The sequence below is a fragment of the Sphingobacterium siyangense genome (assembly GCF_023277505.1).
GTDB classification, from domain to species: Bacteria; Bacteroidota; Bacteroidia; order Sphingobacteriales; family Sphingobacteriaceae; genus Sphingobacterium; species Sphingobacterium siyangense.
Genome location: NZ_CP080574.1, coordinates 6,371,632 through 6,391,909, shown reverse-complemented (window position 1 = coordinate 6,391,909; position 20,278 = coordinate 6,371,632). Strand labels below are relative to the sequence as shown.

Below are 20,278 nucleotides of genomic sequence, written 5' to 3'. Positions count from 1 at the left end.
TCTTTATAAAAAAATAGCGTCTTCTTACATCAAGAAGGCGCTATTTTTTGTAAAGCGCGGTAGGATGAAGCCCTTAATGTATCGCTTGTGTTAAATTTAAAAAATCACGGAGATAAGTACACTCCCGCGAAGCGATTGTAAAGAAAGGCGTATCCTTATATTGTGTGCTCAATTCTTTGAAGTATTTATTTTGCATCGAAAAACGATAGAAAGGATTCTTTAATGGCGAATCATAGTATTGCCAACGCGATTCATTGGTATAGACAAAATCTTTCTGCTCGCATTTGGCAAGCATAATGGTACATTTCGCTTTGAACTCTTTGTCTGTGCTCAGCGTACGCGCTTTGCTGTACCATTCTTTTGCTGATTTTGTCTGTAGATAATTTCGTTGCCAGTGAAGTGTTGAAGCTGCGTGGTTGTCGGTGGACGACCAGTCATAGGATACTAGGGACCAAGCATTTCCATAGGTACTTGTCTGATAGATACCTGTGGCCATTTGGAAATAATACTCGGCTTTTTTCTGGTTATTCTTTTCCGTTTTTATGGCATTTTCCAAGCGTGCCATCCGTTCAGCATATTTTAGCTTAGTGGTGGACTCTTTACCATATTTTTTGGGATAATCATTTATAGTAACAATAAATGGATTCGGTGTAATATCGCTTTCATCCGCATCGTACCAGTTTTTAATTTCTTTTATTTTATGGTCTTTAGGAAGTCCCGCTAAAGTTTTTGCTGCTTTTTGGAAATCCAGTTCGCGCAGGTAGGTTGTACCCAATAATTCCGTGAGATAATCTTTATTGAAATGTTTGATATCCTTCAATAAGAATTTAGATAGGGTATTCTGTTGGGAATTGTCCGACAGTAAATTTCTTATTTTTAACAGCGTTTTAGGTGTAAGGCTATTTTCCCAGAAGTGCATTGTTGTCCACTGCATATTATCTTCCAGTGAGTCTTTCACAAAGCCATAGTTGTAAAAGGCATCCGCCTTTACAGCAGCTAAACTAGCCATGGCGGTATCTTGTGTACTTAAATAGTGTTTTACGACAAGATTTTGTAGAATATTCCGGCAGATTAAACTATAGTTGCTATATTCAAAAGCACTATATCCCCAATTTTGTTTGCGGATATCTTCCTTACCATCAAGTTTTGCTTTTTCTTCTAACCAAGATAGTGTCTTGGTCAATTGAACTTCATCTAGCTGCTTACTGCTTTGCCAGTCAGTTAATTGCGTGAGCAATCGGGTAATTTGAAGCTGATCAATCAATTTTGGACTGAGGTCAGCCTCTTTTATTCCGGACAGGTATTCTTTTGCTAACGTATTTTCCTTATTCATCCAGCTTAGGTAGGCAGCAGTAATAAGGCCCAATTGGGGTTGAACATATTTTTTGTCGCGATAAAGTTTTAGGGCAAAATTGCGGAGAGAATCCAGATGTAGTTTAACCTTTCCTTTATCGTCATTTTTACTGTAGTAATTATAATTATCGCTACTGAGGTAAAAAGACTCGTTCATTTCTGTTTCTATCTTATTGACTTCGCGTCCCAATAGTACGGCATTTACGGTGTTGGCCGGATCGAGCTGATAGCAGTCGCTCAGATATTTCAGTGCATAGTCACTTGTGCCAAAGCCTATGATAGCATTGATATTGAACCGATCTGCATCATTTTTTGCATATTGAAATATCTCAGCATCACTGGCTGTGATATAATGGAAATTAGCATAAGCGAGGATGCGCCTTTCTGGACTGGCAGTGAATAATTTGGAAAAGAGATAAGCTGCCCTTGCAGCATCGCCATTTTTGCGGACAGCGCCAGCGTAGTTGGATAGTGCCCAATTGAGGATGGCTTCATCTCCCTTAGCGGATTGCAGGTACTTTTCATAGATCGTCATGCTCTTGGCGTATTCCTGTCCAAATAGATATAAACGGGCGGCTTGATAAGCATAACGGATATAGAGAAAGCTATTTTTGGGGTACTTGGTGATCTGCTGTTCGGCGAGTTCAGCAAATTGAGTGATTTCTTTGAAATTTCGGGTATCCGGATCCCAATAGTTATGTTGAATATTCGTGATAGGTTCCTGCTTTTTTGTAAACATAAAATAAGCGCGTTCAGCTTCATGTTTTCCGTCAATCAACGTGCTTAGGAATGTATTTCCTCTAATGGAGTCGGGAAGGTTGGTCCAAGCCGACTTTTGCTGATTGCTCGCTAAATTAGCGGTTGCATCGTTGCTATTGTACATCAATTGTTCGATATCCTTAACCTTGACCTGCGAACCTAGGTGTTTAGCCCAGGTTTCGGCATTGATTAAACTTTCTTTGACTGGAGCTTCTTCCGTATAAAGAAATTGGTAGGGGATAAATTGAAAGGCAGAAAATCCATTGTCCTCCAGATTGGGGAGATAATATGTCGTTTGATTGTCGTAAGGATCCACTTCAGGACCACAGGCGATATTGGTTGCAATCTCCCCAAAGAAGAAAGCTAATGTAGTGCTAGAAAGTAGCAATAATTTTTTGTAATTCGGCATTGCCATGGTTTGCTAGTGTAGCTTGATCTAAATGATAAAAAATAATCCGGTGTTCTTTTCCTTTCAGCTCTCCCTTCAAAAATTTTGCCGTTTGTAAGAGTTCCTCCTGATTTGTGGATTCAAAACGTATAACATCTCCCTTTTTAAGGTTTGCTTTTGGGAGATCTTTCGTTAAAATATAGAGGTTCGTATTGGGGTTATGGGTAAACAATGACGAGTCTTTGAGATCTTCTTCATTGATATGTTTTGAAATACCGATGTAATTATTATTTCTGAAAACGACAAACCACTGAAATAGCGGTAATGCAAGATCCATTTCCATGGGATAGTTGCGTAATGTTCCGCTTAGATAGGTCTTGAGGTCCTGTTGATTTAAAATGGAGTTCTGGTTGCCAAATTGTCTGAGATTTCCCATGTTGTAACACATTAACATTGCTCTTTTCACAGGCGGAATTCCGCTGGTGACCGTATTTTTGACTTGATGCAGCCGCAGAGTAGAGCTCACGACAACATCTTTTAAGGCCGGCAATTGCTGTAAATAGGTGAGCAGGTAGAAAAATTTATCACGGGATGTCTTTGTCCAATCGCAGTCCAGTTGAAGTTCGGTAAATTTTTCCTTTCCTGCTTGTTGTATTTTAGCCGTCACAAACGGAACAATTTTATTTGCCAGTCCTCTGATCTGCAGGCTATCCATTTCCACAAAAATACGTTGGTTGACAAATACTACAGGAATCAGCTGCTGTTCTTTGGGGACAGGCTGCGAAAACGTAATGGGGCTAATAGGGACGGCTTGTACACCAGATGGATCGAAATCAATATCCATGATGCGGACATAGATAGATTTCGCGTCAATTTCCTTTAAAGAGCGGCTTTCTACGGTGTCTAACTGGAATACTGTCTTCCAAAAATAGAAGCCTGTTTCATGCTTTGTTTTGGTGCAGGAACTTAAAAAAAGTAGAGAGAGCGGTACAAGAAATAAAAATAGTTGTGTTTTACGCAGCATATTCACTTTATTTAGTCGTTATTCAAACAAAATGGGCTTAATTTTGTTTGTTATTCAATAAAATAAAGACGAAATTACAAAGAGATTGTGACTTTATGAAGCCTATTTTCAAATGGATCCTTGGTATTGTAGCGTTTATCCTATTGGTATTGGCTGGAGGTATTTGGTATTTTAGCAATAAGTGGAAGCCTCTTTTAGATACTAAAATCAAACAGCTGGTGTCTCAAGCAACGGACAATTTGTATACTATTAAATACGACGATATCCACGTCAACCTATTATTAGGTAACATAACAATAGACAATCTGCATCTCGTGTCAGATAGTTCCATCTATAAAAAGTTGGAGCTGGTCAAAAAAGCACCAGATAACCGTTTCGAAATTTCCATCAATAGGCTGAAAATAAAAAGCTTTGGAATTCGGAGGGTGTTGATGGATAAGGAACTTTTTCTGAATGATATCACTGTCGAAAGACCAACGATTCATGTCATTAATGAGGTACATCGTTATAATGATACGGTAAGTAGGGGACCTAAAAAACCACTGTATGAGAAAATAAAGGACAATCTGAAAAAAATTCAGGTGCGGGCTGTCAATTTGAATGACATCGATTTTAGATATACGCAAGTCCAAAAAGGGGTTTATCAAGATTTCGAGGTCAAAAAGGTCAAGGTCCGGATAGATGATGTTTTGATCGATTCAACTTCTGAGCACGACAGGCAGCGCTTTTATCATACGAAAATGATTGATATTGAGGTGCCTGGTTTTACCTATAAAACTCCGGATGGGTTTTATAAAGTAAACTTCGATCAGTTGAAAATCAATAGTAAAAACCGCAATGTCCTGCTGACTAAAGTCGCTTATCAGCCGACGCTGAATAAGGCGGCTTATTATCGGAAGAAAGGAGAGGGTGGAAGCTATATGGTGCTGAAAATGGACACACTTCTTTTGACGGGATTCAATTTTGCCGAGCTTTCCCGGGATAAGAAAATATACGCACAAAATGCACGCTTAAAAAATGGTTCACTTTCGATTTACAGTGATAAGCATTATAAAAGCCCTCCAACCAGTCAGATTGGAAATGCTCCGCATATGAAATTAATGCAAATGTCGACACGCCTGGGAATTGATTCTTTGATTTTAGATAATATTGGAATTGCGTATTCTGAAATGAGTGATGAGTATAGTCAAATCGGAACCATTACTTTTGATCACACGTATGGTACACTATTGAATGTGACAAATGATTCGACAAAATTGCTTAAGCAGAAGCTAATGCGTGCAAATTTGAGCAGCAATTTTATGAACGCCGGTAAGCTTTCTACCAACTTTGTTTTTGATATGACCTCTAAAGTTGGAGCCTACACCTATAAGGGCACACTTGGGAAAATGGATCTAACAGTCGTTAATAAAATGATTCGTCCATTGTTAAATGTTGAGGTTAAATCGGGCAATCTCAGTCAGATTACATTTGACATTTGGGCTAACGATTACCGTAGTAAAGGAACCTTTAAAATGGATTATGACGACCTCAAAGTTAATATCCTGTCAGAGGCAGGTGATGATGGTCGGCGAGAAAAGAAGGGGCTGCTGTCTTTTATGATTAATCAGGTTTTATTTAATCCGGGCAATCCGGATTTATACGGTAAATATACGGTGGGGCATATTAACAAGCGTCGGGATCCCAATCATCCGTTTTTTAAAGCGATGTGGCAGACTTTGTTGGTTGGAATTAAACAATGCGTCGGCCTTGGTCCAGAGCGGGAGGCTAAGCTGATGAATACGGCTGGAAAAGTTGAAAAAGTCGTTGGGGGAATCAGCAAAGCCAAGAAAATGATTTCAAGTATATTTAAGAAACACAAAACTCCTGAGGAGTTGCTGAAGGAAGAAAAAGAAGATGAGGCCAAAGAGGCGGCAAAGATTGAAGAGAAGCGGAAGCGTGACCGTGAAAAAGCTGAAAAGGAGCTTGAGAAAGAAGGAACGGGAAATTGAGGATCCGTTTCACGTGGAAAGATTACCGTTTAGTGCTTTTGCCCTTATTTTTTAGAAATGGGAGAGGAAGCGATGTGCGGTATTTATCAATCCTCATTGTCGGTTTCGTTAGCGCGCGAAAAAATACAACGGAGATAGATTTGCATTTATTGACAGATTTATCTTAGTTTGAGACATTATGATAGATTCGATTTTAAGTTTTATCCGGTTTGTTTTCAAATATAAAAATGGGCTTGTAGACAAAATCATGTTCTATGTGAGCATGATTTGCGCCGCAATCGTTATTTTTAATGTGGGATATGTCACTGATCCTGCATTGGGGAAATTGCTTGGTAAAACAATTCATTATCTTTTCTTTGTCCTCTTTTTCATGATTGCTCTCCGCGAGTCGTCTTCCATTTACGCACTCAAAAAAATTGCTGTTGAGCATTACGCGGGCTTAGTTATCCTCATTTACTTTGTATTTATTCTTATTGCCCGTTTTGCAGGATTTGGAGCGCTTTCTGTTTTTTCAAGAGAACAGTGGGTTTATCTAGGAATCTATCTTATTTTTATCGCGGAGCTATCAAAGAGCACACTTTTCTTTGACAATTTTTATTTTAATCCGACAATATTATTTGTCATCAGTTTCCTGGTTCTTATCTTGCTCGGGACCGTACTCTTGATGCTGCCCCGTACCACGGTAGAAGCTCCGTTAAGTTTTGTGGACGCCTTATTTATGGCAACTAGTGCTGTTTGTATCACAGGCTTGTCTGTTGCCGATATTTCAACCAATTTTAGCATGTTCGGACAAACTGTGGTCATTGTCCTGATACAGGTTGGCGGATTGGGTATTATGACATTTACAGGTTTTTTTGGCTATTTTTTCTCTGGCGGATTTTCTTTTAAGAATCAATTGATGTTTGGTGAAATTCTAGGTGAAAATAAAGTAGCCTCTGTCATTAAAACCCTATTGACCATGATATTTATTACGCTGCTGTTTGAATTTCTTGGCGCTATACTGATCTTTAGTACCTTAGAAAGTGCTAATTTTCCAAATTTAGGGAGCATGGTTTTCTTTTCGATCTTTCATTCTATTTCTTCATTCTGTAATGCTGGATTTTCGATCTTATCTGGGGGAATTACCAATGAAGCCTATAAATTCAATTACCCATTCCAGCTGGCGTTATCTTCGCTTTTCATTCTTGGTGGTTTGGGTTTTGGAATTGTATTGAATTTCTACACCTATATTAAAGAATCCATATTGCTTTATTATCACCGATGGATCACAAAGAAAAACTATAAGCATAAAGCATGGAGCTTTAGCTTTAATTCTAAATTGGTGCTGGTTTGTAATGCAATTATTATTGTAGGTGCAACTTTGTTTTTCTACTTTTTGGAGCGAGGGAACACCCTTTCTCTTGAAAGGGGAATCGATGGTGAATGGGCAACTTCCTTCTTTATGGCCAATGCAGCGCGTTCAGCAGGTTACAATAGTGTTGATTTGAGTTTTGTCGGCCCACCGACTGTTTTTTTGATTATGATTCTGATGTGGGTCGGGGCTTCTCCCGGATCTACTGGTGGGGGAGTAAAGGTAACTACCGTTGCTGTTTCGCTGTTGAATATTGTTTCTCTGGCTAAGGGAAAAGAATATATTGAGATTTTTAAAAGGAGGATAGCCGGCGAATCTGTTAACAAGGCTTTTGCGATTATTTTGTTGTCGCTATTCGTCGTAGGATTCAGTTTTTTTGTGCTCATTTTTACAGATCCCGATAAGAGTATGAAAGCTCTCCTTTTTGAATCACTATCAGCCTATACAACATGTGGGTTAAGTTTGGGGATTACACCATCACTCAGTATGGGCGGAAAATTGATTATTGCCCTAACGATGCTGGTTGGGCGTGTGGGTATGCTGACTCTGCTGGTCGCTTTTATTAAAAATACAACACGGAGAAATATTGTATTTCCGGAAGAAAAGATCTTGTTTTAGGTAGACCTACAAGCGTATTGACTAACTTTTGATGAACTTATCGGAGTAATATGAGCAGGTAGATCGAAAGAGAACTTGGAAATAACAGTAAATTTATTTTAGTTTGAGATATGAAGTATATTGTTTTAGGATTGGGACATTTTGGACGTTCTTTAGGAGTACATCTTACTGAGCTCGGACATGAGGTGATTGGGGCAGACCGAAATCTCAGTATCGTTGAACAACTCAAGGACAAGATAACGCACACGGTATGCCTAGATACAACCGACCGAGAAGCGGTATCGTCATTACCCCTTAAAGATGCCCATGCTGTCATTGTTGCAATTGGAGAGGATGAGGGAGCTTCGCTCATGACCGTAGCCCTCTTAAAACAGTTGAAGGTTAAACGTATCATTGGCCGTATCGTTTCAGATTTACAAAAGACTGTTTTGGAGGCAATGGAAATCAATGAATATATTATGCCCGAAGAAGAAGCTGCTGAGCGATTGGCGATGCGCTTGGACAATATTGATATTGTCGATTCGTTTAAGGTTTCGGATAAATATTCCATTGTGGAGACTAAAGTGCCTGCTCGTTATGTGGGCATGACATTACGTGAAGCGAACCTGACCAATTTATACAAGGTTATCGTGTTGACCACTGTGAAGATCACAGAAACGAAGAAGGACGGTGTGACCAAAGAACAAAAGGAAGCTTCTGGAATTGCTGCCTCGGAAACGATCATGGAAGAAGGCGATATTTTGGTTGTTTTTGGGGAGTTATCCAATATTAATAAGTTAATTCAAAAAGGAGAATAAAATATGTTATTGACAACAACTGGTACTATTGAGGGGCACCAAATTGAACGTTATTTGGGGATAGTCTCTTCCGAAGTGGTTCTGGGAGCGAACGCAATCAAAGATATGATGGCGGGCTTTCGTGATTTTTTTGGCGGAAGATCCAATTCTTATGAACGCGCATTCCAGGAAACACGTGAAGCGGCGTTACGTGAACTTGAAGACCGTGCACGCGCATTGGGTGCTGATGCGGTCGTTGGCGTTCGACTGGACTTTCAAACGGTAGGAACAGGGGGCATGATGATGGTAGGCGCGACGGGAACGGCCGTAAAAATGAGATCTTAATTACTTAAAGCCCTAAATAACATAGGGCTTTTTTAGTGCTTAAAAGATGTGAAATGGATCGATCGGATGGAATACCTGTTATAAACTTTCCACTAACAGCAATCTGAGCGATAATTATAATTGTATATAAAAACAAATTTATCTAAGTTTGGCTTTTAAGACTTTTAAACAACCTAAGAGGATAAATGAAATCATCGGAATTTATCAAAATCGTGTGTAATGCGTGCATAAATACAGCAAAAAGCCAGCTGTGAATGAACGATATAGCGTGAGTTGAATAAATGAGATAGCTTCATCACCTTTAAATGACAAATTTATACGGATGAAAAATTGGTTTAAGGCGAATTCGGCACATTTGATTGTTATAGCGATATTCATTGTGCTCGTGTTTTTTTATTTTACCCCTGTTTGGCAAGGAAAAACGCTGGCGCAGTCGGATGTGGTACAAGCGCAGGCGGCACAAAAGGAATTATTTGATTTTAAGGCAAAGGATGGTAAAGCGCCCTTATGGACTAACTCTATGTTTGGCGGGATGCCGACTTATCAAATTTGGCAAGAAAATGAGAATAACATTGGTACCTATTTCTTAAAAGCGGTTAAGTTCGCCTTTCCGAGCCCAATGGATACGGTGCTATTTTATTTGCTGGGTGCTTATTTCCTTTTTAGCGTCTTACGGATCAAACCCTGGTTGGCAGCAATTGGTGCAATAGCCATTGCGTTTACATCCTATAATTTTATTTATATTGAAGCTGGGCACATAACAAGGGCTAATGCAATTGCATTTATTCCACCCGTTATTGCTGCGGTTATTATGTGTTATCGGGGAAGTAAATTGTGGGGCCCTGTATTATTGGCGCTGTTTCTTTCGCTGGAGATTCGTGTAAATCACTTGCAGACAACCTATTACCTGTTGATAGTCCTGATGGTATACGTGATTTTCACTTTCGTAGATGCAATTAAACAAAAACAATTAAAAGGTTTTTTTATTGCATCGGGTAGGCAGATTATCGCAGTGGTCATCGCTTTGATGGTAAATGCATCAATTTTATTACCAACTTGGGAATATAGTAAATTAAGTACGCGTGGACATGCCAATATTACTAAGGTTGATAATAACAACAGCAAAGAGAAAGGGCTTGATAAAGAATATGCCTATGAGTGGAGCCAAGGGATTGGTGAAACCATTACCTTTTTGATTCCAAATGCCTATGGTGGTTCAACTGGCGGACAATTGGACGAAAAATCACATGTCGCTAAATTCCTAATGGAACGAGGAGGTGCATCGGAGATTCAAGCTGGTCAGATGGCACAAGGCATGCCAACCTATTGGGGCGACAAACGTTTCACTTCGGGACCATGGTATTTTGGGGCCGGAGTTTTCTTCCTATTTGTTTTAGGCCTTGTTATTGTCAAGGACCGCTTCAAGTGGTGGATTCTGGCAACAACCATTTTAGCATTGCTTTTGTCTTTTGGAAAAAACTTTACACTTGTATCAGATCTGTTCTTTGACTATTTCCCAATGTACAATAAGTTTAGGGCTGTTGAATCCATTCTTGTTGTGGTTTCCATTACAGTACCTATGATGGCAATTCTGGCTGTCAATGAGCTTTTGACACGGGCGAAGGAGATTCCAAACTTAGATAAAAAAGTGCTGTATACTTTTATTGGTGTCGGTGGCGTCTGTCTGCTTATTGGCGTGATGCCCGATCTCTTTTTAAGTTTTAGGAATGCGGAGCATAGCAATTTAGTAGCAACTTTTGAGCACCAGATAGGCGACAAGGCCTTTGCGACGGACTTGGCAAACCAGTTGGTTCTGGATCGTAAAGATATCGCAAGCAAAGATGCCTATCGTTCCTTTGTCATCGTTCTACTAACTTTTGGATTTGTTTGGGTCTTTTTAAAGAAGAAACTGAGCGAAGGTGTATTACTGGGGACATTGTTGGTCTTATTCTTGTTTGATTTATGGAGTGTAGATAAGCGCTTTTTGAATGACAAATCTTTTATGGAGAAAGGGGCTACAGCACAGCAAGTATTCCAACAACGTGAAGTGGATCAATTGATCTTAATGGATAAAGATCCAAGCTACCGCGTTCTTGACTTGACTTCGGACCCATTTTCGGATGCCCGTCCATCCTATTTTCACAAATCTTTAGGAGGATACCATGCGGCAAAATTAATGCGCTTCCAGGAAATTTTGGAAAATCAATTTAATGGTGCCCTTAATGAAGATGTGTTGGATATGTTCAACGTACGTTATTTGATTACGACAGATCCTCAGAATCAGTCGCAACGTATTGTAAGAAGAAGTACAGCTGCAGGAAATGCTTGGTTTGTGGATCGGGTAAGTTTTGTGAAAGGAAATGCCGAGGAGATGCAAGCAATCAGTTCTTTTGATCCACATAAGGAGGCGTTTGTGAATCAACAATATCAAAATGAGATCAAGGCTAAAACTTCGAATGCTTCAACGACAGGGGAGATTAAGTTGACATCTTACCATCCGGATAAAATGCAATATGAATATACGGCTGCCAATGATGCCTTTGCTGTATTTTCTGAAGTATTTTATGATAAAGGATGGAAAGCCTATGTGGATGGAAAGGAAACGCCAATTATTCGTGCGGATTATATCCTAAGAGCACTGCAATTACCTGCGGGAACGCATAAGGTAGAATTTGTTTTTGATCCAGAGTCACACAAATTTGGTAATTTATTGACATTAATCTCGTCTATTGTTCTTGTATTGGGAATAGGAGCGGCGATATATTTCTCCTTTAGAGGGAATAAAAAAGAAACAGCGGCTTAGTTGCTGTTTCTTTTTTTATTGTGTGAGCTTTAGAATAATTTGAGCTGCGGATCGGTTATTCTAAAGCTTTTTCTATGATGTGGAGTGGTGCCGTGTGCCAATACAGCTGTTCTGTGCTTAACTGTCGGATACCCTTTGTTGTTGAGCCAGTCGTAATCGGGATAATCCAAGGCGATGTTGTCCATGTATTCATCCCGGTAAGTTTTAGCCAGAATCGAAGCTGCGGCAATCGATAGATATTTCCCGTCGCCCTTGATGATACATGTATGCGGTATTTGCTGATATGGAATAAACTTATTCCCGTCAACAATAATATACTCGGCTTTGGTCTTTAAGAGATCAAGTGCCTTGTGCATCGCCAGGTAGCTTGCATTGTGGATATTTATGCGATCTATTTCTTCTGCTGAAACGCTCGCAACGGCATAAGCAAGGGCTTCGCGCTCAATGATGGGACGTAAAGCCATCCTCTTTTTTTCACTAAGTTGTTTGGAGTCATTAAGAAGCTCGTGATGGTAGTCTGTGGGGAAAATCACTGCTGCAGCGAAAACTGGCCCTGCCAGACAACCTCTTCCCGCTTCGTCACAGCCGGCCTCTATCCACTGCTCCTGATAATATGATAATAGCATGTTCAGTTCTTTAAAATAGCCGAAAATACAAATAAATTTAGAGTTATCTATTGTAACTTCTGTGTGAATATCGACCGTTTACACTAATTAACACTAATAATGTCTTCTTTTGTAAAGATTAAGAGCGCTAGACTATTAAAACGTTGGAATAATTTCCATTAACAAAATAAAAGTTTGTTCTTGTCTAGGCCATATTGTTTCAAATTAAATTTGAGCAATAGTTTTAGAGTCAAAGATTTATCAATTATAGAAATATAAAAATACGTATTATGAGAGGCTTTGTGCTTTTTTTATTTAGTATGCTGATGGGATGGACCGTTTATGGCCAGACGAAGAGCGTACAGGGAATGTTGAAGGACGACAAGAATCGAATTGTCGCCGGTGCAACAGTGAAATTAACGTCAAAATTGGATTCCATGACGACAGGATCTAATATGGCCGGGATTTTTATCTTTGATAAAGTCAAGGCGGACACCTTTAAAATTACGGTTTCAAACCTTGGGTTCGAACGCTTTGAGCAGGAATTTAGTATCCCTAAAGGCGAATCAAAGCATATTATTCCAAGTTTGACTTTACAACAGAACTCACAGATGCTACAAGAAGTTGTTGTTGATGGAGTCCCTACAGTCGTTGTCAAAAGTGATACCCTCGAATATACCATGAAAGATCTAAAACTCCGCGATGGGGCTGTTGCAGAGGATGCTTTGAAAAAGTTGCAAGGGGTCGAAGTCGATAAAGACGGCAATGTAACGGCACAAGGGGAGTCTGTTAAGCGGGTTCGTATAAATGGTAAGGACTTTTTTGGTGGAGATGTAAAGACAGCTACACAAAATCTACCGGCAAATATTATCCAAAAGATGCAGGTCATCGATGATTATGGCGATATGGCCAATGTAACCGGTAATAAAACGGGTGATTCAGAAAAAGTCTTAAATATTCAGATTGACCCAAAATACAATACAGGACATATGACTACCTTACGGGCAGGCGTGGGAACCGAAGATCGTTACCAGGCTACAGGGATGTGGATGGGGATGCGCGAAGGTGAACAAATTTCTGTATTGGGAAATTTGAACAATACCAATGCACCCTTATTTGACTTTAGTACTGTAGGTGGCGGTGCGCGTCGTGGCCAAGGTGGTGGCGGCCGTCGCGGCGGCGGCATGTTTGGCGGATCGGACGGTTTAACTAAAATCGGTTCTATCGGGCTGAATTACCGTAAAGACTTTAATGATAAATTGACGGTTTACGGTAGTTACAGTTATAGCCATAGCAACAATACAACAATCTCGCAGCGCTTTCAGGAAAATACACTACCTAATATCATGCAAACGGACAGTGTTCAATCTAATTCCAATACAGTAGGAGCAAGCCACCGTTTTGAAGCAAATGTTGAATGGAAGCCTACAACGAAAGACTATATCAAAATTTCTCCTCAATTTGGTTACGACAATAGTGATGTAACGACAGGTACTAATTCGCTAACTTACCGTAGTAGTGTATTTAATAATTCACAGGCCCAAGATATTGTTGCAAATTCTACTGCACCGAGATTTGGGATTAGCGGATTGTACAACCATAAATTTAATGACAAAGGAAGGAATGTTTTTGTAAACATGAACTTCAATAATGCAAAAACAACGAAGGATCAGAATGCCATTTTAGATAGGCTATTGGCTGATCCCAACAATGCAAACGCTCCTCTAGATTCGATCTATGAAAAAACGATTCTAGAAGCAAATAATAAAAGTTGGAATGGGGGCGCTTCAGTGAATTATACTGAACCTGTTTCTGAGAAGGGAAAAGTAGAGTTTACCTATGACTTCAACAAAAACAAGTATGACAATTCGAATAAACAACAAGGGTTTGATCGCGATGGAAACCTTATTGCAGAAGATCCCAAGTTGAATTTTGATTATAATTATGATTATTCGTTCACAACACATAAAATCGGGGCAAACTATTTGTATAGTGGCGATAAAATAACCTATTCCATTGGAGCTGCTGCTCAGCCTTCTCAATTAAGAGGTGATGCGATCAGTTCAGGGGTAGTCGTGCCAATTCATCGCAACAATATGAACTGGATGCCTATTGCACGTTTTGAGTATAAATTTTCGAGACAGTCCAATATCTCTGTCAATTATTCGGGAACACCGAATGAGCCTTCAGTAACGCAGATCTTGCCGTTTGATATGAGTACAAACCGGACGAGTATTGTGATCGGTAACGCCAATCTGAATCCGGAATTTAGCCATCAATTGAATGTAAGATTCCGTAAGAATGATTTTCAAAAAGGAAACAACTTCTTTGCGTTCGTTAATGCCGGTTTGACTAACAACAAGATTGTGAGCTTGAGCAAAAGCTATTTTGATGATTTAATGGATTATCAAACTGGCCAAACAAATTCAACGTTAGTTTCTGAAACCCGCTATTTGAATGAAACAAGCGATAAGCCATTTAATGTGAGTTCTTTCTATCATTATGGTAAATCACTGAAAGAAAAAACATATAATATTATGTTAATGGGGGGTGTGTCTTACAATAAAAATATTGGATATGTTTCCACAGAGAAAGATGATAACGTAGGTCAAAAGAACATCGCCCGGAATATTGTATTAAATCAAGGTTTAATGTTTAGATATAATCCTTCCGAGAACCTCGAAATCAATCCGGGGGTACGCTATCAATTTAATCATACCGAGAATTCATTGACAAATCGTACGACGAATGTTTCTTCTTGGACACCAACATTGATTGGCTCTGTTAACATAACAAAAACAACCATTTTCGGAGCGGATCTATCCAAACAATTCAACAGTGGTTATGGGGCCGGCATTAATGCAAATCCTTTCGTCATAAATACCTACTTGGAGCAGAAGTTCTTGAGTCAACAACGTGGTACTGTACGTCTACAAGCATTTGACTTGTTAAATCAACAAACGAATGTTTCAAGAACGGTGAGTGAGTCTATGATTACAGATAGCCGTACCAACCGTTTGGGGCGATATTTTATGATTCTGTTTACCTATAAATTCCAGAAATTTGCGATGGGAAATCCAGAAGGAGAGAATAGATTTCCGGGCGGAATGAGACCTCCGCGTATGTAATCTGATTCCTGTAGGATATAAAAACGGTCATAGTGATTTCGCTATGACCGTTTTGCATTTAAAAATGCCTAGTTTTGTGAAGACTTCATATGCCCATACGATTTTGAAGATTGAGTAACGTAGCAAAAAATGTAAGATTTTATATTTTTTGTTTTAGGGAAGACTGTCAAGGTTAATGGGCACAAAAAATAGATAAACTAAAAGAAGCTACAGCAAGTTTGTACTGCATGGAATACGAAATTATTAGACTTTCAAACGGAATACGCGTAGTATTTCAATATCAAAATTTACCGGTTACACATGTCTGCATGGTCATCAACGCGGGGTCTCGGGACGAGTCTGCTGGAAAGTATGGTGTAGCCCATTTTATTGAGCACCTTTTATTTAAGCGTACTGAAAGACGCTCTACACAACAGATTATAAATCATTTGGAATCCGTAGGCGGAGATTTAAATGCCTATACGACGAAGGAGTATACCTGTGTACATGCCTCTATTCTTCAGCCTTATTTAAATCGTGCGTTAGATCTTTTTGAAGATATCTTCTTTCATTCCACTTTCCCCGACATAGAATTGGATAAAGAAAAATCTGTCATTGTAGATGAAATGGCATCTTATCTGGATAGCCCGGAAGAGTCTATTGTGGACGATTTTGAAGATCTGGTTTTTCAGGGATCGGGTTTAGGACATAATATTTTGGGCCTGGAAGATCAGCTTCTTGCACTGCAAAAGGGTGATATTGTCGATTTCATGCGGGCAAATTATGATACAAATGAAATGGTCATTGGTATCACGGGCAATTATACGCTAAAAGAAGTTGAGCGATTGTTGCACAAGGTGTTTGGAACGGTGCCTTCAAATACGATAGCACGTCTCCGCAATGACGTCAGACCGCTTGTTGAACAGCATGTTGCCGTAGGCAAGCCAATCAATCAGGTGCATTATATGCTCGGTTCTTTAGCTTATAATTATCGAGATGACCGTAAGACGGGGCTGCTGCTTTTAAATAATATGCTTGGTGGAATGGGAATGGGATCTATCCTGAATCTTTCCATACGGGAGAAATACGGAATAGCCTATACCATTGAATCTAATTATACTATTTTTTCGGATACAGGCTTATTTAGTATTTACCTCGGTACTGATGAAGAAAAAGTTGAAAAAGCTAAAAAACTCGTCTTTAAAGAACTTGCGAAGCTGAGCGAGCAACCGCTATCTGAAACTGCGGTAAAAAAGGCGAAGCAGAAATTTATTGGGCAGATTGCTTTGACCGAAGAGAACCGTATGAGTATGATTATCTCTGCTGCGAAAAACGTGATGGACTATGATCGTGTCATCTTATTGGAAGAAGTAATTGAAAAAATTCAGGTTTTGACGAATACAGGGCTGCTGGAAATAGCACAAGATGTATTTGATCCGAAGAAGATGTTATCACTAAGTTTTGTTCCCGAAGACTGAATTTAAGGCCCTACATTATTCCTTAAGAGGAGATGAATGGTATTGGATCGATCGGCCGACGATGGGAATAATAGCTGGCTGACATGAATTTATATTGCATATAAAAAGCAATTTATCTAAGTTTGCGCTTACGGGAATTCGTTCTTCTCAACCATTGACTGCCGAAGGCAGATTCAATACCTATGGTAGCAGACAAATAAATGAATAAAAAATATAAGGGATGAAAACAGCATATGTATTTCCTGGTCAAGGGGCCCAATTTGTTGGAATGGGGCAAGACCTGTATAATTTAAATGATGAAACGAAAGCCTTGTTCGAACAGGCTAACGATATTTTAGGGTTCCGCATCACGGATATCATGTTTTCCGGTACAGACGAGGAGTTGAAACAAACGAAAGTAACCCAACCTGCTATTTTCTTGCATTCGGTTATTTTGGCGAAAGCGCTGGGAGAGTCTTTTCAACCGGACATGGTTGCAGGTCACTCATTAGGTGAGTTTTCGGCTTTGGTAGCAGCCGGTGCATTGAGCTTTGAAGATGGCTTGAAATTGGTTGCACAACGCGCCAATGCGATGCAAAAGGCATGTGAGCTTCAACCTTCGACGATGGCTGCGATATTAGGTCTGGAAGATGCTATAGTGGAAGATATCTGTGCTCAGGTTGATGATGTCGTGGTAGCTGCAAATTATAACTGTCCTGGGCAATTGGTTATTTCGGGATCTATTGAAGGTGTAGACAAAGCTTGTGCTTTATTGACCGAGGCTGGTGCTAAGCGCGCATTAAAATTAAACGTGGGTGGAGCATTTCACTCACCATTGATGGAATCTGCCAAAGTGGAATTGCAAGCGGCTATAGAAGCTGTAGACATTTTGTCGCCTAGCTGTCCGATCTATCAAAATATCGATGCCAAACCACAGACAGATCCAGCGGTTATCAAGCAAAATCTTATTGCGCAATTAACTGGCGCTGTACGGTGGACACAGACAGTACAAAATATGTTGGCCGATGGTGCAACAGCTTTTGTAGAAGTTGGTCCAGGAAATGTATTGCAGGGATTGGTTAAGAAGGTCGACCGTCAAGTTCAGACTTCCGCAGCATCAGTGACCGCGTAACAAAATATTCAGTATAAAAAAGGAATTATTTTGCAGTGCCCTCAAAAAGTGTCCGACTTTTTAAGGGCATTTTTTATGAACGAAAAATCGAAATCACATCAAGAATTTCCTGTAAAAATTAGATAAGACGTAATGTCCATTCCTGAAAAAGGTTTACAAAAACCGAATATTAAAATCTTAAATTTAATATTATGAAAAAGCGTATGACAAAACGTAAATCAGGGGGACAGCAAGTTTACAGTGATAGCTTCAAGATCCTCGTTTCCAGAGAATACCTTGCGGGCAAGCTGAGTTATTCGCAACTTGCCCAGAAGTACAATCTTCCGGGGGAAGCCACTCCGCGGTATTTTATGAAATGGTACCAGCAGTGGGAAAACAATCTTGAGCTGGAAGTTTCCCAGACTGTTGAGCCAGAAGACACTGGGGTGAAAAATGAGCAGGATCTCAGGGATGAACTCTTCCAGGCGAACCTCAAAATTACTGCCCTGGAGATGTTGATCAAAAAAGCGGAGGAGCTCCATGGGGCTGATTTTGTAAAAAAGTCTGGGGCCAAATCGTCCAAGAAATGAAGTCGTGTTACCAGAATGTTTCGGTCTCCAGACTTTGTGGACTATTTGGCAGAACAAGGCAATCCTACTATAAATATATGGGCAGAGAACAGGAATACTCCGTTCGCAGCGGGCTTGTGCTGGCGCGGGTACGTGAAATTCGGAAGGACTCCCATCGCATGGGTACCCTTAAACTCCGCAGCATATTGGTCAAAGAAATGGGTAGTGCGATGGTTGGACTGGGAAGGGACGCTTTCTTCAGACTGTTGCGCGAAAATGACCTTTTGGTCAAATGCAAACGCAGGTATGCCATCACCACCCAGTCCGACCACCGTTTCAAAAAGTGGCCCGACCTTGTGCAGCGCAGGCAGGCCCTGCGTCCCGAGCAGATATGGGTAAGTGACATCACCTACATCCGCATCCGGGACAAATGGATCTACCTGTGCCTGGTCACAGATGCCTATTCCCGAAAGATCGTGGGCTACAAACTTACGCACAGGCCAACAGCACAGGCCTGTATATCAGCGCTCAGGATGGCAATATCACATAGAATGTATCCACAGAGCGATCTGACCCACCACTCCGATCGCGGCATCCAGTATTGCAGTACAAATTATGTCACTATATTGCAGGAAAATAGGATTACAATAAGCATGACACAATCCGGAAGCCCGTACGACAATGCCGTGGCAGAAAGGCTAAATGGCATCCTAAAAAGCGAATATCGCATGGCTGAGACCTTTCCAGACTACAAAACGGCACTTGCACAGCTGGTCAAGGCAGTCAATATATACAATCATTTTAGGCCACATATGTCCTGCAATATGATGTCTCCCCAGCAGGCACATCAGCAATTGCAGAACCAAAAAGTTCCCAAAATGTTTCAAAGACGTAACGCTGAGTCAAAAAAGTTCCGCAGCAAAACTAGGGAAACTGTGGTTAGGGAAAGGACAACCGATAACAGTCAGAAAACGGACAATGACAACCAAATCCAGTAGAAAAAATAGGATGTAAAATCTATATAGTAATCTGTTCGGTAAATGTAAACCTATTTCAGTATAAGACATAAACCTATTTCAGTATAAGACACTCGGTGCTTCTTCGGTGCTTGTTCGGAGCTCGTTCGGTACTTCTTCGGTTGAAAGCGAAGAAACACCGAACGAGCTCCGATCGATATCCGTTTTTTAACCGAGAGAATGCAGAATCAACGATGGGCTTAAAAACTATTTATCCTTAAACATACTGTAATGATCTTTCATGACTTGCAGGACAAAATCATTGGGGGTCATTTTTTCCGGATGTTTAACCTCCATCACCGTTTCCAGGCGTTGTACTAAAGCAGTTAAAATTCCTACGTCTCTTCTATCAAAAGCTGTTTGATAGATCTCTTTGACTGAGTTAGCATCCTTGTCGCTCAATTTAATCACTTGTGGAAATAGGATAGGGTGGTTGTCGAATGTCTCTTCGTAAATTGTGTCGCTCAATTTTAAGGTAGGTTTGAGACTGATAACAGAAGTTTCACCAGCAATATCTCCAATGCGTTGTCCATTTTTGGATAAAACGATCGACGTAATGGCGACACCGCCCATCGTCATCCAGATATCTACGATAGATAGGCTCCATCTGGACAAGTATTGATAGAAGTTGGCACGTGAGCCGTCAAGTTTGACGACCTTTATTTTCATGATTTTCTTGCCGACTGTTTGGCCTCCGAAAGCTGTTTCAGTAATCAAAGTATAAAAAAATGCAGGTAAGGTCAATGCCATCATAATCCCATAAAAGAGATAGGGATCTCCTGCGTTCATGTTTATGCTGTCCAAGAGAAAAAAGCAAAAGAAATAATAACAGACTATAATAAAATAATCTATTGCAAATGCGATCATTCTTGAGCCAAGACTGGCAAGATTATATTCGATTTTTACATTTTGTGCCGTATTTATCTCAAGCTTATTCATATGCAAATTAGTTGAATTTAATGTAATATAGCATATCTAGGTCATTTTAGCTCTAATTTGTGCTTT

At 40.0% G+C, this 20,278-nt stretch carries 14 protein-coding genes; 10 read left to right on the top strand and 4 right to left on the bottom strand.

Going from position 1 to position 20,278, the window contains the following annotated elements; translation table 11 throughout:
• Positions 1-73 precede the first annotated feature (73 nt).
• Together K2F45_RS26760 and K2F45_RS26755 are read right to left on the bottom strand one after the other, a co-directional pair.
• Entirely contained in the window at positions 74-2,527 is a 2,454-nt protein-coding gene (locus K2F45_RS26760; RefSeq protein WP_248932726.1) for a hypothetical protein, read from the bottom strand.
• Positions 2,487-3,524, bottom strand: coding sequence for a hypothetical protein (locus tag K2F45_RS26755; RefSeq protein ID WP_075990334.1), 1,038 nt, complete (start codon positions 3,522-3,524; stop codon positions 2,487-2,489). Before K2F45_RS26755 ends, K2F45_RS26760 begins: the two co-directional genes overlap by 41 nt.
• 95 nt (positions 3,525-3,619) lie before the next feature.
• Between K2F45_RS26755 and K2F45_RS26750 the strand changes: the two genes are divergently transcribed.
• The 5 genes from K2F45_RS26750 to K2F45_RS26730 all read left to right on the top strand — a co-directional run bounded on the left by K2F45_RS26750 (position 3,620) and on the right by K2F45_RS26730 (position 11,408).
• Positions 3,620-5,515 carry an AsmA family protein gene (locus K2F45_RS26750; RefSeq protein WP_075990333.1) on the top strand — a complete coding sequence of 632 codons (1,896 nt, stop codon included), beginning with the start codon at positions 3,620-3,622 and terminating at the stop codon, positions 5,513-5,515.
• A 178-nt stretch (positions 5,516-5,693) separates the two neighbouring features.
• The gene (locus K2F45_RS26745; RefSeq protein WP_237241896.1) at positions 5,694-7,484 is read left to right on the top strand and encodes a TrkH family potassium uptake protein; all 1,791 of its coding nucleotides are present in this window, start codon (positions 5,694-5,696) and stop codon (positions 7,482-7,484) included.
• A gap of 110 nt (positions 7,485-7,594) precedes the next feature.
• Positions 7,595-8,281 carry a potassium channel family protein gene (locus K2F45_RS26740; protein ID WP_075990332.1) on the top strand — a complete coding sequence of 229 codons (687 nt, stop codon included), beginning with the start codon at positions 7,595-7,597 and terminating at the stop codon, positions 8,279-8,281.
• 3 nt (positions 8,282-8,284) lie between these two features.
• Complete coding sequence (locus K2F45_RS26735) at positions 8,285-8,605, top strand: YbjQ family protein (protein WP_046673052.1); 321 nt, start codon at positions 8,285-8,287, stop codon at positions 8,603-8,605.
• 322 nt (positions 8,606-8,927) lie between these two features.
• Positions 8,928-11,408, top strand: coding sequence for a YfhO family protein (locus K2F45_RS26730; RefSeq protein WP_075990331.1), 2,481 nt, complete (start codon positions 8,928-8,930; stop codon positions 11,406-11,408).
• A gap of 29 nt (positions 11,409-11,437) precedes the next feature.
• On the opposite strand, the gene K2F45_RS26725 is transcribed toward K2F45_RS26730, so the two are convergent.
• On the bottom strand, positions 11,438-12,034 hold the full coding sequence (locus K2F45_RS26725; RefSeq protein WP_248932725.1) for a ribonuclease HII: 597 nt from the start codon (positions 12,032-12,034) through the stop codon (positions 11,438-11,440).
• A 269-nt stretch (positions 12,035-12,303) separates the two neighbouring features.
• On the opposite strand from K2F45_RS26725, the gene K2F45_RS26720 reads away from it, so the two are divergent.
• The 5 genes from K2F45_RS26720 to K2F45_RS26700 all read left to right on the top strand — a co-directional run bounded on the left by K2F45_RS26720 (position 12,304) and on the right by K2F45_RS26700 (position 19,255).
• On the top strand, positions 12,304-15,141 hold the full coding sequence (locus K2F45_RS26720; protein WP_157625812.1) for an outer membrane beta-barrel protein: 2,838 nt from the start codon (positions 12,304-12,306) through the stop codon (positions 15,139-15,141).
• Between the two features lie 227 nt (positions 15,142-15,368).
• Positions 15,369-16,598 (top strand): M16 family metallopeptidase, encoded by a 1,230-nt coding sequence (locus tag K2F45_RS26715; protein ID WP_248932724.1) that lies wholly within the window; start codon positions 15,369-15,371, stop codon positions 16,596-16,598.
• A 220-nt stretch (positions 16,599-16,818) separates the two neighbouring features.
• Positions 16,819-17,709 (top strand): ACP S-malonyltransferase, encoded by an 891-nt coding sequence (fabD, locus tag K2F45_RS26710; protein WP_120335223.1) that lies wholly within the window; start codon positions 16,819-16,821, stop codon positions 17,707-17,709.
• Between the two features lie 191 nt (positions 17,710-17,900).
• Entirely contained in the window at positions 17,901-18,278 is a 378-nt protein-coding gene (locus K2F45_RS26705) for a hypothetical protein (protein WP_075993755.1), read from the top strand.
• Positions 18,275-19,255, top strand: a complete 981-nt coding sequence (locus K2F45_RS26700; RefSeq protein WP_157698357.1) for an IS3 family transposase — start codon at positions 18,275-18,277, stop codon at positions 19,253-19,255. Before K2F45_RS26705 ends, K2F45_RS26700 begins: the two co-directional genes overlap by 4 nt.
• A 225-nt stretch (positions 19,256-19,480) precedes the next feature.
• Here K2F45_RS26700 and K2F45_RS26695 read toward each other — a convergent pair whose 3' ends face one another.
• On the bottom strand, positions 19,481-20,212 hold the full coding sequence (locus K2F45_RS26695; protein WP_075990326.1) for an RDD family protein: 732 nt from the start codon (positions 20,210-20,212) through the stop codon (positions 19,481-19,483).
• Positions 20,213-20,278: the final 66 nt, after the last annotated feature.

Coding starts and splice junctions, on each gene's coding strand:
- K2F45_RS26695 (WP_075990326.1), bottom strand. CDS start 20,212: ATGAATAAGCTTGAGATAAATACGGCACAAAATGTAAAAATCGAATAT.
- K2F45_RS26735 (WP_046673052.1), top strand. CDS start 8,285: ATGTTATTGACAACAACTGGTACTATTGAGGGGCACCAAATTGAACGT.
- fabD (WP_120335223.1), top strand. CDS start 16,819: ATGAAAACAGCATATGTATTTCCTGGTCAAGGGGCCCAATTTGTTGGA.
- K2F45_RS26750 (WP_075990333.1), top strand. CDS start 3,620: ATGAAGCCTATTTTCAAATGGATCCTTGGTATTGTAGCGTTTATCCTA.
- K2F45_RS26720 (WP_157625812.1), top strand. CDS start 12,304: ATGAGAGGCTTTGTGCTTTTTTTATTTAGTATGCTGATGGGATGGACC.
- K2F45_RS26760 (WP_248932726.1), bottom strand. CDS start 2,527: ATGGCAATGCCGAATTACAAAAAATTATTGCTACTTTCTAGCACTACA.
- K2F45_RS26725 (WP_248932725.1), bottom strand. CDS start 12,034: ATGCTATTATCATATTATCAGGAGCAGTGGATAGAGGCCGGCTGTGAC.
- K2F45_RS26705 (WP_075993755.1), top strand. CDS start 17,901: ATGAAAAAGCGTATGACAAAACGTAAATCAGGGGGACAGCAAGTTTAC.
- K2F45_RS26755 (WP_075990334.1), bottom strand. CDS start 3,524: ATGCTGCGTAAAACACAACTATTTTTATTTCTTGTACCGCTCTCTCTA.
- K2F45_RS26745 (WP_237241896.1), top strand. CDS start 5,694: ATGATAGATTCGATTTTAAGTTTTATCCGGTTTGTTTTCAAATATAAA.
- K2F45_RS26740 (WP_075990332.1), top strand. CDS start 7,595: ATGAAGTATATTGTTTTAGGATTGGGACATTTTGGACGTTCTTTAGGA.
- K2F45_RS26715 (WP_248932724.1), top strand. CDS start 15,369: ATGGAATACGAAATTATTAGACTTTCAAACGGAATACGCGTAGTATTT.
- K2F45_RS26730 (WP_075990331.1), top strand. CDS start 8,928: ATGAAAAATTGGTTTAAGGCGAATTCGGCACATTTGATTGTTATAGCG.
- K2F45_RS26700 (WP_157698357.1), top strand. CDS start 18,275: ATGAAGTCGTGTTACCAGAATGTTTCGGTCTCCAGACTTTGTGGACTA.